This window comes from Chloroflexia bacterium SDU3-3 (assembly GCA_009268125.1).
Taxonomy (GTDB): domain Bacteria; phylum Chloroflexota; class Chloroflexia; order Chloroflexales; family Roseiflexaceae; genus SDU3-3.
The window spans coordinates 677,683-693,184 of sequence record WBOU01000001.1; the positions used below are offsets into that span (position 1 = coordinate 677,683).

Sequence of the window (15,502 nt, forward strand, 5' to 3'; positions counted from 1 at the left end):
CGCAGGCCGCGCCGCCCTATGCAGCGGCGCGGCTGGCAGTTTCTTGCTCCATCAGCGCAGCCCCTAACCAATCTCAGCGCAGCTCCGCCCCATACCAGATCACCACCGGCACGCCCAGCGCGGACTCCAGCCTGGCGCGCTGCCCGCCGCGCAGCGGGTTGGCAAACACCACCGCGTCGGCGCGAAGATCCTGCACCAGCGCGGACAGCTCGCGCACCTTGCCGGGGCCAATATAGGTCGCCGCTGCGAGCGGGCGCTCCAGCATATGCGAGCCGCCTGGCCTATCGGCCTCGCTCGCCCCGCCCTAGGCCGTGGCCGCTGGCGCGCCGCGATAGCGCCCGGTGCGCAGCTCGATGGCGTACGCCTCGCACTCGGGCATGTGCATGGCCTCAGCCTGGGCGATCTCCCCCTCGATATCGTAGGGAACGCGGATAAACTGGATCGCAAAGGTGTCGGCGGCGCTGCTGGCATAGGCACCCTCCAGTATGGCATAGGAAGCCTGCAGCATATCCAGCGGGTTGCCCACGCTGCCGACATTAAATAAGATGCGATTCTGGAACGTCTTCATATAGGCGCTATGGATATCGCCGTAGCCCACCACATCGGGCTGCATCGCGTGGCCCGTGAAGGTCGTGCTGTCGAACATGGCTGCGTGTCTCTCATCGGTGTCATTCATATGAACGCGGTGGTAGACCCCCTCCTGGGATGCGTGGAAGAGGCGCACCAGTTTCCCGCTCATTGCGAACTCGATGGTGTTTGGCAGCGTGGCCAGGTAGGCCAGGCGCTCCGCACCAAGCTGCTGGCGATGCCACTTCAGGGTCGGAATGTCGGTCTCGGCGAGGAGAAAGTCATCCCAGTTGCCCCGAACGATCACCTCGCAGACCTCGCGGCACATGTCGACCGCCTGATCCGAGCGCGGGCCTTTGCCGACCAGATCGCCCAGGCAGAAAATCCGCTCGATCTTGCGCTGCCGAATGTCTTTGAGCACCGCCTCTAGCGCGGTGATATTGCCGTGGATGTCGGAGATGATAGCAATACGATCCAACCTGTGTTTCCCCCCACGTGCGCTGCCGCTGAGCGGCAGCGCACCAGCCTGATTCTCGCAGTAAACAACACTACACCCAGGCCAAACCACGCTCACATCGCTAGGCACGCGTCGGCGGCCAGCCAGAACAGCTGCTCGCGCACCTCGCGGCGCGACTGCCACGCGCGGTTGTCCCAGGCCTCGCCGCTCAGGTCGTCGCCGCCGTAGAGCACCTGGCCGAACGCGACGCCCCGGAACTGCGCCACCGCCATCAGCGAGGCGCTCTCCATCTCCACCGTCAGGCAGCCGTCCTCGTCGCGACGGCGGGCCACCTTGCCAAAGGTCTCGCGGTAGGGCGCGTCGGTCGTCCAGGTCTTGCCCACCACATAGGGCAGGCCGCGCCCCTCCAGCGTCGCGGTCAGCGCGCGCACGCCCTCGGGCTGGGCCTGCACCTCGCGCGAGGGCGCGAGGTAGTGGTACGAGAGACCCTCGTCGCGCACGGCGGCGGAGACCACCACCAGGTGGCCCACGGCCATGCCCTTGTTCAGCACGCCCGCCCCGCCGCACGCGATGAACTTGCCGCAGCCCAGCGCGATCGCCTCCTCCAGCAGGCCCGCGCTCATGGGCGCACCCACGCCGGGGTGGAAGAAGGCCAGCCGCCGCCCCTGGTGCTCTAGCTCGTAGAAGCGGTGCACGCTATCTTCCCAGGGGTGCTCGGCCAGCAGCCGCACAGGGTGGGTGGCCACAATCGCATCCAGCACCTCGCGAAAAAAGCAGATCACACAGTGCTCGGGCACATCCAGCCGCTGCAGCGTCCGCACGGGGTCGATATAGGCCTCGCGGGAGGGGTCGAACTCAAGGATCGGGTAGGTCATTGGCGTGCCTCTGTCAATTATGTCAGAATGGAACGGCGGCTAGTGTAGCACGGCACACTCGCGCGGCGCATCGGGCTAGGCGATGAGAAAGCGCGGCCAGTCTATCATCCGGGTTCCTGCGAGGGCGTGATGTTTTCGTTAGGGTAGGCCGCACGCGTTGAGCTGCCCATAAGGCCATGGTGCTCCATAGTCTTTGCGATCTGGCAGAGCCAGGCCAGCACATCCTGCACCGACTGCGCATCAAAATGCATCAGATCTGCCTCATGCAGATAGGTGAGTTTCGAGCCTTGGATAATGACCCCGCTGTGCAGGCGCAAAAACTGGCGCTGCGACTCGACCACATCGCGCAGCGCCTCAAGCGCGGCATCCGAGCACGTGGTGCCATCGCTCGGCCAGACAAAGATCGGCTTGGGGAAGCCAAATCGGACACGGCATGCGATCCGCTGGGCCAGATCGGCCTCAGCGCGGCTCGGCTTATGCTCCGAGATGCCGTTCCCAACGAAAAGTGGCGCGAGCGGCGCGCGCCACACCAGCTCGATAGAAATGCTATTGGGCTGGCTCGGCGCTTGCAGCAGCCCACGGCCCGCCATTATCTTGATCGGGCGCTCGCCCCACTCGCCATCGACCCGCACACACGGCGGCAGCGCGATAGGGTCGATATATGTCCACTGCCGCCGCTGCGCAAGCACGTGCAGCTGGCGAAAGACCGAGGCCGCGCCCAGCGCGTTAAAGTTCGCAAACAACGACAGCACGGGGATCGGCGCGGCCAGCGCCATGCACAGCCCCAGGATGCCATGCATCACAATCGAGAAAAAAAGAGCATACACCCCCGGGCCGCTGAGCGTGTTCCCGCCCAGCACCTGTGCGCCCAGGATGCTCAGGCCGATCAAGGGCAGCGAGCAGCTCAGAATAATCCAGTAGCGATCCAGCCGGTTGCACAAGCCCAGCAGCAGCAAGATCGCGACCGAGAGCAGAGGGATGGCCAGCAGCCAGATCGGCGCGCCCTGAAGCACCAGGGCGGGGATGCCCATGGTGCGCCCGCCAAGCGTGGCCCAGGAGAACAGCGAAGCCAGCACGCAGAGGCACGAGGCCGCCACCATCAGCCAGTAGCCGATCCGGGTGAGCGGCGACCGCTCGAAGGGCTGATCGTGGCGCTTGCGCAGCTCGCGCTCGGCGGTGAAGGGCGCAAGCTGCCGCGCCTCGGCGTCGAGCGCCAGGCTCTGCTCGATAGCGCGCAGATGCCGCCGCCAGCGCGAGAGCGCGTGGTCGGGGAACTGCTCGTCGTAGCGCTCATCGTAGGCGAGGCGGCGGGCCTGCTCCATCAGGTCGGGCAGCGGCGCACCCTGGTGCTCGGCCAGCACCGTATCGAGCGCCACCGCCTCGCGCAGGCCAGTCAGCTGCCCCTCGCGGCAGATCACGTGCACGACATACTCGCAATCGCGGAAGGGCATGAACAGGCCGCCGCCATAGTAGTTGCCGGGCATGTCTTTATTCGGCCCACACAGCAGCATGCGAATGGCCCTAGTGCGCTCCAGCGGGATGATATCGAATCTGACGATATCGAGATCGTGCCCGAACAGAGCGCGCATGTATCGGCGCAGGCCCATAGCATTATCCAGCGAGTAGGGGTATTCGGGCGGGGCCTCGATAAAATCTTGGATGATCATATCCCCATCGTCGTTCGTCCAGATCTTGCGCGCTGCGGAGACATGCTGGACATCCCAACCGCGAAGATCAAAGCGTACGGAATCGATAGTGATCATGCTCTATCTCCACTCCATGTCAGGATATACGAGGTTTCAGTATATCATAGCGATTCCGCCGCATCGGACATCGTCTTTTGATCTCTATCAAACATGCAGGGTGTCGATCTTTATTTGCAATATCGGTAGCGTATCGGCCCTATCTTTCGCAAAAACAGCCAGGGCGCAAAACTCCATCCGCAGCCCGATGCGCCTGAGTGCCCCAGCGCCTATGATAGCGCCCGCAGACGCGCCTCGGCACACCCCATGTGGGTGGCCCAGGTGCCTTTCGGCGTTGCGGCCCGCTGTTTCCAGCCAAGGAGGTGCCCATGCGTGTGTATGTTGAGATCGCCATCCGCTCGTTCCGCCGAGCCACCCAGTACCGCACCGCGTTCATCGCAGGGATCCTAACCAACTCATTCTTCGCCGCCATCCAGTCGCTCATGTACATCGCCCTGTTCCAGGCGGGCGGCACCGTGGCCGGGTTCTCGCTGGCCCAGGCGATCACCTACAACTGGACCACCCAAGCCATGATCTCGCTCGGCGCTGGCTGGATCTCCACCGAGATGGCCGGCACTATCCGCAGCGGCGACGTGGTGACCGACATGAGCAGGCCGTGGAGCTTCTATGGCTACTGGATGAGCCGCACGGCGGGCGAGCGGCTGTTCAACTTCCTGGTGCGTGGCTCGATCACCTACCTGCTGGGCGTCCTCTACTTCGGCGCGCTGGTGCCCAGGCCGCAGGATGCGCTGGCCTTCCTGCTCTCGGCGCTGCTGGCGCTGGTGATCACCTTCGCCTACGGCTTCATGATCAACCTTGTGGCCTTCTGGACGCTGGAGATCGCCGGCATCCAGCTGATCGCCAACTCGCTCCAGGCGTTCTTCTCGGGCTTCCTGGTACCCATCGCCTTCTTCCCGCCCTGGCTGGCGGCGCTGGCCCACGCGCTGCCCTTCGAGTCGGTGGCGGGCGTGCCAGCCCAGATCCTCCAGGGCAAGATCGGCGGGGCGGCACTGGCCTGGGCGATCGGCCAGCAGGCGCTGTGGGCGGTGGCGATGACGGGCGCGGCCATGCTGCTCACGCGGGTGGCGATGCGCAAGGTGGTGGTGCAGGGTGGCTAGGGCACCCTTTCTATGGATGGAAGGGAGACGGTGCCTATGATGCTCTACCTTCGGCTGATCGGCGCGCGGCTGCGGGCGCAGACCCAGTACCCTGTGGCCTTCCTGGCCGAGCTGGTGGGCTTCGGCACTGTCACCGCGCTAGAGTTCATGGCGGTAGTGCTGCTGCTGCGCAGCTTCCACAGCGTCCACGGCTGGGCGCTGCCCGAGATCGCTATCCTCTATGGCATATCGTCCTCGTCGCTGGGCATCGCCGAGCTGATCGGGCGCGGCTTCGACGCTCCATTCGAGCAGCTGATGCAGACCGGGCGCTTCGACATGGTGCTCACCAGGCCGCTGGGGGCCTTCTTCCAGGTGCTGGCCACCGAGTTCCAGCTGCGCCGCCTGGGCCGCGTCGTGCAGGGCTGGCTGGCCCTGGCCTACGGCCTGCTGCACGCGCCCATCCGCTGGGATGTAGCGCGCGTGCTGCTGCTGCCGATCGGCCAGATCTCGGGCGTGGCCATCTACCTGAGCCTGATCGTGATCGGCGCGACGATCTGTTTCTGGACGATCAGGACGCCCGATGTGATGCATATGTTCACCGATGGCGGCAACGTTCTGCTGAGCTACCCGCTGAGCATCTACAGCCGCCCGATCCGCGCGATCTTCACCTTTGTGGTGCCGCTGGCCTTTATCAACTACCCGCTGGCGCTGACCCTGCTGGGCAAGGCCGACCCGCACGGCTTCCCGGCCCAGCTGGCCTGGGCCTCGCCGCTGGTGGCGGCGGTGTTCTTCGGCATGACGCTGGCCTTCTGGCGCTTTGGGGTGGGCAGATACACCTCCGCCGGATCGTAAGGCATGAAAGCGAAATAACTATGGCACTCTACTTTCGGCTGATCGGCTCGCGGCTGCGGGCGCAGATGCAGTACCCCGTGGCCTTCCTGGCCGAGCTGATCGGATTCGCGCTCACCACCGGGCTGGAGTTTGTGGCCGTGGTGCTGCTGTTTCAGGCGTTCCACAGCGTCCACGGCTGGACCCTGCCCGAGGTCGCCATCCTCTATGGTATGTCGTCCTCATCGTTTGGCCTCGCCGAGATGATCGGGCGCGGCTTCGATGCCCCTTTCGAGCAGCTGATGCAGACCGGCAGATTCGACATGGTGCTCACCAGGCCGCTGGGGACCTTCTTCCAGGTGCTCACCGCCGAGTTCCAGCTGCGCCGCCTGGGCCGCGTCGTGCAGGGCTGGCTGGCCCTGGCCTACGGCCTGCTGCACGCGCCCATCCGCTGGGATGTGGGGCACGCGGCACTGCTGCTGCTGGGCCAGGGCGCTGGCGTCACCATCTACATGGGCCTGATCGTGCTGGGCGCGACCTTCTGCTTCTGGACGATCAAGACGCCCGAGGTAATCAACGTGTTCACCTTCGGCGGCGATTTTATGCTGAGCTACCCGCTGAGCATCTACAGCCGCCCGATCCGCGCGATCTTCACCTTCGTGGTGCCGCTGGCCTTCATCAACTACCCGTTGGCGCTGACCCTGCTGAGCAAGACCGACCCGCACGGCTTTCCGGCCCAGCTGGCCTGGGCCTCGCCGCTGGTGGCGGCGGCGTTCTTCGGCGCGGCGCTGGCCTTCTGGCGCTTTGGGGTGGGCAAATATACCTCCGCCGGATCGTAGGCGTGGACGAACATGCTATACTGATCGGACGAACGCGCGGATGCGAAGGAAAGGTGTATGGCCCAACATCTGGCAGAGGCGACCGAGATACTTATCGACCCCGAGGCGGTGCGGCGCGTGCGCGACCACCAGCTCTCACCGGCAATCACATCCGATGTGGCCGCCGTCTTCAAGGCCATGGCCGACCCGACGCGGGTGCGCATCCTCCACGCGCTGACCCACGCCGAGCTGTGCGTGAGCGACATCGCGGCGGCGCTGGGCATGAAGGAGCCAGCCATCTCGCACCAGCTGCGGCTGCTGCGCAGCCTGCGGGTGGTGCGCTCGCGCCGCGATGGCAAGCTGGTCTACTACGCGCTCGACGACGAGCATGTGGCGCTGCTGTTCCAGCTCAGCCTGGAGCATCTCGGCCATAGTTAGGGGTTCCCCCCACTATGATGCGGCCATACCCGAATCATAGCGATATAGTAACAAATGTTGTCACACGATTACAAACTTAGTGATACAATGCACGTAGATCTGCTCACGTTCTGGCCAAGACCATAGGCACACAGCAGAGCACGTCAATGGCGGTTGTATGCCAAGTCATAGCCAAAAGGCTGAGCAATGATGCACACAGGGAGACAGTGAGGAACTGGCTATGAGCAAACTAGATGTTTTCTATGGGCCAAACGCTGGCTACGTGCTTGAGCTGCTTGAGCGCTACCAGCAGAACCCAGACTCGATCGACCCCGATACCCGCAGCTTCTTCGCCCAGCTGACCCCAGCCGAGCTCGCTGAGATCGGCGCAGGCGCGCGCAGCAACACGCCCCAGGCATATGCGGGCGCGGCCCCCGCCGCCAGCCCAGCCCCCAGCACCCCCGACGTGACCCGCACCATCGGCGCGGCTCGCTACATCCGCTACATCCGCGAGCGCGGCCACCTGCAGGCCAAGATCGACCCGCTGGGCAGTACGCCGCCCGGCGACCCAGGGCTCGACCCCAGCACCCACGATGTGGATGACGCCCTGCTCGAATCGCTGCCCGCCAGCATCGTGCGCGGGCCGCTGGTCGAAGGCTCGCACAGCGCGCGCGATGGCGTCGAGCGGCTGCTGCAGGCCTACTCTGGCTCGATCGGCTACGAGACCGACCACATCCATAAATATGACGACCGCACCTGGATCCGCGAGGCGGTGGAGAGCCGCCAGTTCTGGTATGGCTTCAGCCCACGCCACAAGCGCGAGCTGCTGGAGCGGATCACCGAGGTCGAGAGCTTCGAGCGCTTCCTGCACACCACCTTCCAGGGCCAGAAGCGATTCTCGCTCGAAGGCTGCGACATGCTGGTGCCGATGCTCGACTCGATCATCCGCAACGCGGCGCTGAGTGGCGTGCAGGAGATCGTGATCGGCATGGCCCACCGTGGCCGCCTGAACGTGCTGGCCCACACGCTGGGCAAGCCCTACAGCGCCATCCTGGCCGAGTTCCTCTACGCCGCCAGCCGCAACGACACCCCCGCCACCTCGGGCAATGTCACCACCGGCTGGGCGGGCGATGTGAAGTACCACCTGGGCGCGCGCCGCGCCTACCGCGATGCGGGCATCGACTCGATGCCGATCACCCTGGTGCCGAACCCCAGCCACCTGGAGTTCGTGAACCCCGTGGTGCAGGGCCGTGCCCGCGCCGCCCAGGAGCGCCGCGACCACGCCGGCGCGCCACAGCAGAACGCCCGCTCATCGCTGGCCATCCTCATCCACGGCGACGCCGCCTTCCCCGGCCAGGGCGTGGTGGCCGAGACGCTGAACATGTCGCACCTGCCGGGCTACACCACCGGCGGCACCATCCATATCATCACCAACAACCAGATCGGCTTCACCACCGACCCCAGCGACTCGCGCTCGACGCTGTTCGCATCCGACCTAGCCAAGGGCTTCGAGATCCCGATCGCCCATGTGAACGCCGATGATGTGGAGGCCTGCATCGCCGCCGCCCGCATCGCCCACGCCTACCGCGAGAAGTTCGGCAAGGATTTTGTGATCGACCTGGTGGGCTACCGCCGCTGGGGCCACAACGAGGGCGACGAGCCAGCATTCACCCAGCCGCGCCTCTACGAGCAGATCAATAGCCACCCGACGGTGCGCCAGATCTACGCCACCAAGCTGGAGCAGGAGGGCGTGATCGGCGCGGGCGAGGCCGACGCGATCGTGAAGGCGACCATGGAGAAGCTGCAGATCGCCCGCAAAGAGGCCGACTCTGCGCCTAGGGAGAATCGGCGGCCCAAGCCCGCGCCGCCCGGCATCACCCGCCGCACCCAGACCGCCGTGCCCGAGGAGACCCTGCGCACCCTGAACGCCGCGCTAGTCAGCCGCCCAGGCGACCTGAGCATCAACCCGCGCTTAGCCCGCACCCTCGACCGCCGCCGCACCGCGCTGGATCAGGATGGCGCGATCGACTGGGCGCACGCCGAGGCGCTGGCCTTTGCCTCGCTGCTGGCCGACGGCGTGCCCATCCGTCTCTCGGGGCAGGATAGCGAGCGCGGCACGTTTAGCCATCGCCACCTGGTGCTGCACGATGCGCCCACCGGCAACGAGTACAACGTGCTGCAGGTGCTGCCGCAGGCCAAGGCCTCGTTCAGCGTGTTCAACAGCCCGCTCTCCGAGACCTCGGTGCTGGGCTTCGAGTACGGCTACTCGTCGCACGCGCCGAACACGCTGGTGATCTGGGAGGCCCAGTACGGCGACTTCGCCAACGGCGCGCAGGTGATCATCGATCAGTTTATCGCTGGTGGCCGCGTGAAGTGGGGCCAGATGCCAAACCTGGTGCTGCTGCTGCCGCACGGCTACGAGGGCGCAGGCCCCGACCACTCCTCGGCCCGCCTGGAGCGCTACCTGCAGCTGGCCGCCGACGAGAACATCCGCGTGGCCAACTGCACCACCGCCGCGCAGTACTTCCACCTGCTGCGCCGCCAGGCCGCTGTGCTCACCAGCGACCCGCGCCCGCTGATCATCATGACGCCCAAGAGCCTGCTGCGCCACTCCAAGGCCGCATCGTCGCTCAGCGACCTGACCAGCGGCGGCTTCAGGCGCGTGATCGATGACCCGACCGGCCCGCGCCGCGCGCCCGACGTGACCCGCCTGGTGCTCTGCACCGGCAAGGTCTACATCGACCTGATCAGCTCGCCCGACCACGCGCAGGCCAGCCACGTGGCCACCGCCAGGGTCGAAGAGCTGTACTCCTTCCCCGAGGAGGAGCTGCGCGAGGTGATCGGCGGCTACCCCGCGCTGCACGAGATCGTGTGGCTGCAGGAGGAGCCGCGCAACATGGGCGCGTGGCGCTACATTGAGCCTCGGCTGCGCGAGCTGCTGCCCGAGGGCGTGGCGCTCAGCTACGTTGGCCGCGCCGAGTCGGCCACCACCGCCGAGGGCGCGCTGGCCGAGCACACGATCGAGCAGGCCAGGATCATCAAGGCCGCGCTCGACGCCGAGCAGTCGCCCGCGCCTGCGGTGGTGGCGATCAGCCAGCAGGTGGATGGATAGAACCTTCGCAGCTACGGCCAAGAACACACGCGTAGAGTTTGGCCCCTGGGGCCGCTGGCTAGGTAGGCCCGCCAGCGACCCACAGGGTGCCATAGATTCGGAGATCTGAAGATGGCTATTGAAATTCGGGTACCGACTCTTGGTGAGTCGATTGTCGAGGCGACAGTTGGGCGTTGGCATAAACAGGTGGGCGAGCCGGTGGCAGCAGGCGAGACGATCGTCGAGCTGGAGACCGACAAGGTGAATGTGGATGTGGCCGCCGAGTCGGCGGGCGTGCTGGGGCGGATCGATGCACAGAGCGGATCCGATGTGGCGGTGGGCCAGGTGATCGGCGTGATCGACGCTGGTGGCGCGACGGTGAGCGTGCCCGCGCCCAAGCCCGCCTCCGTCGGCGACGCCGACGAGATCGCCAAGCCGCAGCAGGCGGTGGTAACGCCCAGCGCCGCCGAGAATGGCCGCCCCACCGTGGCCACGCCGGTGGCCCGCCGCGTGGCCGAGGCCAACAATGTCGATCTGGCCAGCGTGCACGGCAGCGGCCCCAGCGGCAGGGTGATGAAGAGCGACATCGCGGCGGCGATCACCGCGCCCGCGCCTGCTGCGCCCGCCGCACCCGCGCCTGCTGTGTCCGCCGCGCCTGCCGCGCCTGCTGCGCCCGCCGCACCCGCGCCTGCGCCCACCCTGGCCCCGCTGGAGGAGCGCCGCCGCATGTCGCGCCGCCGCCAGACTATCGCGCGCCGCCTAGTGGAGGCCCAGCGCAGCGCGGCCATGCTTACGACCTTCAACGAGGCCGACATGACCGCGATCATGGAGCTGCGCAAGCGCCGCAACCCCGAGTTCGAGAAGCGCAACGGCGTGAAGCTGGGCTTCATGTCCTTCTTCACCAAAGCCGTGGTCGGCGCGCTCAAGTACATCCCGCTGCTGAACGCCGAGATCCAGGGCGATGACATTATCGTCAAGCAGCACTACGATATCGGCATCGCCGTGGGGGCCGAGGAGGGCCTGGTGGTGCCGGTGGTGCGCGATGCCGACCGCAAGAGCTTCGCCGCGCTGGAGAAGGAGATCTCGGCCCTGGCCAAGAAGGCCCGCGACAACACCCTAGGCATCGCTGAGCTGCAGGGCGGCACCTTCACCATCACCAACGGCGGCATCTTCGGCTCGCTGATGTCGACCCCCATCCTCAACGCGCCGCAGGTGGGCATCCTGGGCATGCACGCGATCAAAGAGCGCGCTATGGTGGTGAATGGCCAGGTGGTCGTGCGCCCCATGATGTACCTGGCGCTCTCCTACGACCATCGCATCGTCGATGGCTCCGAGGCCGTGCGCTTCCTGGTGCGCGTCAAGGAGCTGGTCGAAGACCCCGAGTCGCTGCTGATCGAGGGCTAGGTATCCGCGCGCTGTTTCCAAACGTTCACCGTGGCCAGCGGCTGCGGTGAACGTTTTTATGTTGACGAGCTAAACCCTTTCAGTTACAATCAGGACGGGCTAAAGCCCTTTTCAAAAACATAACGACAGAGCCGTTTTCCCGCTTTCCTGAAAGCTATATGTCCGGCATGCGCCAGCGCTGCCGCAAGAAGAGCACACTGTGACAGACCTTGAGAGCAACCTGCGATTCGCCCAGGCCTACTGGGTCGCCCGCGACACCCTGCTGTGGCGGCGCGCCGCCGAGCCGACATGGCGCTACGTGCTGCACCACGCGCGCGCGGGCGGCCTGGCGCTCGCGCCCGAGGGTGTGGTGGGCGGCGCAACCACCCCGCTCGCCCCCAAGCCCACCCCCGCCGCCGCACAGGCCCGCTTCCCGCACCTGGCCCAACTGCCCGCCCTGCACATCGACCTCGCACCCGAGGGGCTGGATGCGATCCTCGGCGGCGAGGTGTGCGTGGCCGCCTATCGGCCCGACGGCAGCCTGGCCGAGGCCACCGCGCTGCAGATCGCGGGCGTGCTCGACGACTGCTACGCCTACGACGGCCCGCTGGGCATCGACTGGCAGGGCGAGACGCCGACCCTGCGGGTGTGGGCACCCACCGCGCAGCTGGTGCGGCTGCACCTGTTTGCCGACCAGCGCCCCGAGACCGAGGCCAGCACCCTGCCCATGCGGCGGGGCGATCGCGGCGTGTGGGAGATCGCAGGCGAGCCGCGCTGGAAGGGCATGTACTACCTCTACGAGGTGAGCGTGTTTGTGCGCGGCACGGGCGCGGTCGAGCTGAACCTGGTGACCGACCCCTATTCGATCAGCCTCTCGATGAACAGCAGGCGCAGCCAGATCGTCGATCTGGCCGATGCGATGCATAAGCCGCAGGGCTGGAATAGCATGGCCAAGCCGCCGCTGGCCAACTTCACCGACAGCACGATCTACGAGCTGCACGTGCGTGATTTCAGCATGTGCGACCCGCTGGTGCGGCCCGAGTACCGCGGCACCTACATGGCCTTTACTGAGGGCGAGTCGTTTGGCATGCGCCACCTGCGCGCCCTGGCCGAAGCAGGCCTAACCCACATCCACCTCCTGCCCGTGTTCGACATCGCCTCGATCGAGGAAGACGCCAGCAAGCGCGCCGAGCCAGACCCGGCCTACCTGGCCGCGCTGCCGCCCGACGCCCAAGATCAGGCGCGGCTGGTGGTGGTGCACCGCGAGCGCAGCGGCTTCAACTGGGGCTACGACCCCTACCACTACACCACGCCCGAGGGCAGCTACGCCACCGACCCCGACGGCCCACGCCGCATCTACGAGTTCCGCTCGATGGTGCAGTCGCTCAGCGAGAGCGGGCTGCGCGTGGTGATGGACGTGGTCTACAACCACACCGATGCCAGCGGACAGCACCCCAAGTCGGTGCTCGACCGGATCGTGCCAGGATACTACCACCGGCTGAACAAAAACGGCTTTGTGGAACGGTCCACCTGCTGCCAGAACACCGCCAGCGAGCACGCGATGATGGAGAAGCTAATCATCGACTCGGTGCTGACCTGGGCGCGGCAGTATAAAGTGGATGGATTCCGCTTCGACCTGATGGGCCACCATATGAAGGCCAACATGGTGCGGCTGCGAGCCGCGCTCGACGCGCTCACGCCCGAGCGCGACGGCGTGGATGGGCGGCGTATCTACCTATATGGCGAGGGCTGGGACTTTGGCGAGGTGGCGGGCAACAGCCTGGGCCTGAACGCCAGCCAGCACAACATGGGCGGCACCGGCATCGGCAGCTTCAACGACCGGCTGCGCGACGCCGTACGCGGCGGCTGGCCCTTCGACAGCGGCGTCGATCTCATCCGCGCCCAGGGCTTCGCCACCGGCCTCTACACCGCGCCAAACGGCCACAACAGCGGCAGCGACGAGGAGCGCCAGCGCCTGCTGCGCTACCAGGACTGGATCTGCCTGGGCATGGCGGGCAACCTGGCCCGCTACCCGCTGGCCACCCACGACGGCAGCACGCGGTTGGGCGCGGATGTGGACTACAACGGCCAGCCCGCTGGCTACACCCAGGCCCCACACGAGCAGGTGATCTATGTGGAAGCCCACGACAACCAGACGCTGTTCGACATCATTCAGTACAAGGCCCCCGGCGATCTGCCAATGGATGAGCGCGTGCGGATGCAGAATCTGGCCAACGCCATCGTGCTGCTCAGCCAGGGTGTGCCCTTCCTGCACGCCGGGCAGGACATGCTGCGCTCGAAATCGCTCGACCGCAACAGCTACAGCTCGGGCGACTGGTTCAACCGGCTCGACTTCACCTACACCACCAACGGCTGGGGCGGCGGCATCCCGCCGGTGGAGCACCCCGGCGACCTCATCCTGCAGCAGCGGCTGCTGGCCGACCCTGCGCTGCGCCCCGCGCCCGAGCACATCGCCTTCACCGTCGGCTTCGCCCGCGAGCTGCTGCGCATCCGGGCCTCCACGCCCCTGCTGCGCCTGCCCGACACCGCGCACATCCTGCGCATGGTGCGCTTCCACCCCTGCCCCGAGATGCCAGGGCTAATCGTTATGTCGATTTTGGACAGCGCCGACGCGCCGCTCGACCCACGGTTCGCGCTGGTGGTCGTGGCGATCAACGCCGCGCCGGGGGCGCTACCGCTACCGCCCAGTACGCCGCAGCGCGGCGCGCTGCGACCCCACCCCATCCAGCGTGGGTCGGTCGATCTGCGCCTGCGCGCCATCGCCCAGCAGGGCGTGGTCGAGCACATCCCTGGGCGCAGCGCCGCTGTGCTGGTGGTAGAGCGCTAGCACGGGGCCTCCTTCAGGGTGCGGGGCAAACTCCGCATCCTGAAGCCATGAGTCATCGCCAGAGCATCCCCAGCCATTCTTGCGCAGAGCGGCACAACGCCGTATAATACCTCAGGTTAAACGCTTCACACATGCGATCTGAGCCTGGCTCAGATCAAACAGTCACGAGATAAGCGGCGCGACCAAGCCTGCCTTCTGCCGCCGTGGCCGTGCCGCCCGCATGGAGCTAGCGCCCTATGATCACCGCCATATGGATCAGCGACGACCGAGCGACGCATACCATGGTGCCTTACCATGGCATGCCGATGCGCCACATCCCTTGCCAGCGCGCAAAGTCGTTGCGATCCAATGACCGGGCGGCAACAGTTCGCTACCTCCAAACACGAATTCTTCTGGTAGACTATCGTCAAGAGAGCGTGCGGCCCCGCTGGGCTGCTGCGCAATGGGAGGTCGGCGCTGCGCCAAACGTAGCGCATGAGAGGACCGACATCGGCTGATGCGGGGGCAGGTGGCCCCCGCATACCGTGTCAAGCACCGCCCCACCACAGCAGGTAGGGCATTTGGAATCTGTTGCTGGCTTGATTTGGAGGCATCGAATATGGCCGCTGTCGCAACATTTTATCGATCAACGATTGGGAAAAAGGTTCTCATGGCGCTCTCGGGCATCCTGCTCGTGGGCTTCGTGGTGGCCCACATGGTCGGGAACCTCAAGGCATTCCTTGGGCCCGAGGCGCTCAACACCTACGCGGGCTTCCTGCGCGATGTCGGCGAGCCGCTGTTCCCGCGCGAGCTGCTGCTATGGATCTTCCGCATCGTCATGCTGGTCGCGATCATCGTCCACGTGGCCATGGCCTACCAGCTCACCCGCCGCGATCTCTCGGGTCGGCCCGTGCACTACGCCAACAAGAAGATGCTTCAGGCGAGCTTCGCCTCCTCGACTATGCGCTGGGGCGGCCTGATCATCCTGTTCTTCGTGATCTACCACCTGCTGCACCTCACCGGCGGCATGGTCGGCTGGAGCACCACCACACCCTTCATCCACGAGAGCGCCGAGGGCTTCCAGACCTACCAGAACGTCGTCAACGCCTTCCAGTCGTGGCCGGCCACCCTGTTCTACATCCTGGCCATGGGCGCGCTGGGCATGCACCTCTACCACGGCGTGTGGAGCATGGTGCAGACCCTGGGCCTGAACAGCAAGCGCTTCAACACCTTCTGGCACGGCCTGTCGGTGGCGGTCGCGGCCGTCTGCTTCTGCGGCTTCATCTCGGTGCCGCTGGCGGTTCTGCTTGGCCTTGTGCACTAGTAGCGAGAATTCAGGCACAGCACGTCGGCTTCGAGCGCGCAGCGCATGCGCACCTACGGACTCCATACTCCTGAAT

The 15,502-nt window shown here is 66.0% G+C and carries 12 protein-coding genes; 8 read left to right on the plus strand and 4 right to left on the minus strand.

The window, feature by feature from the left end; genetic code table 11:
* Positions 1–73: 73 nt before the first annotated feature.
* From F8S13_02805 to F8S13_02820, 4 genes are all read right to left on the minus strand, one after another.
* Complete coding sequence (locus F8S13_02805) at positions 74–265, minus strand: hypothetical protein (GenBank protein ID KAB8146025.1); 192 nt, start codon at positions 263–265, stop codon at positions 74–76.
* Between the two features lie 39 nt (positions 266–304).
* A complete protein-coding gene (locus tag F8S13_02810) occupies positions 305–1,045 on the minus strand; it encodes a metallophosphoesterase family protein (protein KAB8146026.1) in 741 nt (246 codons plus the stop codon).
* A 92-nt stretch (positions 1,046–1,137) separates the two neighbouring features.
* Entirely contained in the window at positions 1,138–1,899 is a 762-nt protein-coding gene (locus F8S13_02815; GenBank protein KAB8146027.1) for a nucleoside phosphorylase, read from the minus strand.
* A 104-nt stretch (positions 1,900–2,003) separates the two neighbouring features.
* Positions 2,004–3,662: a hypothetical protein gene (locus F8S13_02820; protein ID KAB8146028.1), complete on the minus strand. Its 1,659-nt coding sequence runs from the start codon at positions 3,660–3,662 to the stop codon at positions 2,004–2,006.
* Between the two features lie 308 nt (positions 3,663–3,970).
* Here F8S13_02820 and F8S13_02825 point away from each other — a divergent pair, with 308 nt between their 5' ends.
* From F8S13_02825 to F8S13_02860, 8 genes are all read left to right on the plus strand, one after another.
* Entirely contained in the window at positions 3,971–4,759 is a 789-nt protein-coding gene (locus F8S13_02825; GenBank protein ID KAB8146029.1) for an ABC transporter permease, read from the plus strand.
* A 12-nt stretch (positions 4,760–4,771) separates the two neighbouring features.
* Positions 4,772–5,590: an ABC transporter permease gene (locus F8S13_02830; protein KAB8146030.1), complete on the plus strand. Its 819-nt coding sequence runs from the start codon at positions 4,772–4,774 to the stop codon at positions 5,588–5,590.
* A gap of 20 nt (positions 5,591–5,610) precedes the next feature.
* Positions 5,611–6,405 (plus strand): ABC transporter permease, encoded by a 795-nt coding sequence (locus F8S13_02835; GenBank protein KAB8146031.1) that lies wholly within the window; start codon positions 5,611–5,613, stop codon positions 6,403–6,405.
* A gap of 57 nt (positions 6,406–6,462) precedes the next feature.
* Entirely contained in the window at positions 6,463–6,822 is a 360-nt protein-coding gene (locus tag F8S13_02840; GenBank protein KAB8146032.1) for a helix-turn-helix transcriptional regulator, read from the plus strand.
* Positions 6,823–7,042: 220 nt separating this feature from the next.
* Positions 7,043–9,913: a 2-oxoglutarate dehydrogenase E1 component gene (locus tag F8S13_02845; protein ID KAB8146033.1), complete on the plus strand. Its 2,871-nt coding sequence runs from the start codon at positions 7,043–7,045 to the stop codon at positions 9,911–9,913.
* A 111-nt stretch (positions 9,914–10,024) separates the two neighbouring features.
* A complete protein-coding gene (gene odhB / locus F8S13_02850) occupies positions 10,025–11,296 on the plus strand; it encodes a 2-oxoglutarate dehydrogenase complex dihydrolipoyllysine-residue succinyltransferase (GenBank protein KAB8146034.1) in 1,272 nt (423 codons plus the stop codon).
* Positions 11,297–11,474: 178 nt separating this feature from the next.
* Positions 11,475–14,123: a pullulanase-type alpha-1,6-glucosidase gene (gene pulA, locus F8S13_02855; GenBank protein KAB8146035.1), complete on the plus strand. Its 2,649-nt coding sequence runs from the start codon at positions 11,475–11,477 to the stop codon at positions 14,121–14,123.
* A gap of 598 nt (positions 14,124–14,721) precedes the next feature.
* Complete coding sequence (locus F8S13_02860) at positions 14,722–15,426, plus strand: succinate dehydrogenase cytochrome b subunit (protein KAB8146036.1); 705 nt, start codon at positions 14,722–14,724, stop codon at positions 15,424–15,426.
* The last annotated feature ends 76 nt before the right edge of the window (positions 15,427–15,502 follow it).

Coding starts and splice junctions, on each gene's coding strand:
- odhB (KAB8146034.1), top strand. CDS start 10,025: ATGGCTATTGAAATTCGGGTACCGACTCTTGGTGAGTCGATTGTCGAG.
- F8S13_02830 (KAB8146030.1), top strand. CDS start 4,772: ATGGATGGAAGGGAGACGGTGCCTATGATGCTCTACCTTCGGCTGATC.
- F8S13_02860 (KAB8146036.1), top strand. CDS start 14,722: ATGGCCGCTGTCGCAACATTTTATCGATCAACGATTGGGAAAAAGGTT.
- F8S13_02840 (KAB8146032.1), top strand. CDS start 6,463: ATGGCCCAACATCTGGCAGAGGCGACCGAGATACTTATCGACCCCGAG.
- F8S13_02825 (KAB8146029.1), top strand. CDS start 3,971: ATGCGTGTGTATGTTGAGATCGCCATCCGCTCGTTCCGCCGAGCCACC.
- F8S13_02815 (KAB8146027.1), bottom strand. CDS start 1,899: ATGACCTACCCGATCCTTGAGTTCGACCCCTCCCGCGAGGCCTATATC.
- F8S13_02805 (KAB8146025.1), bottom strand. CDS start 265: ATGCTGGAGCGCCCGCTCGCAGCGGCGACCTATATTGGCCCCGGCAAG.
- F8S13_02820 (KAB8146028.1), bottom strand. CDS start 3,662: ATGATCACTATCGATTCCGTACGCTTTGATCTTCGCGGTTGGGATGTC.
- F8S13_02845 (KAB8146033.1), top strand. CDS start 7,043: ATGAGCAAACTAGATGTTTTCTATGGGCCAAACGCTGGCTACGTGCTT.
- F8S13_02835 (KAB8146031.1), top strand. CDS start 5,611: ATGGCACTCTACTTTCGGCTGATCGGCTCGCGGCTGCGGGCGCAGATG.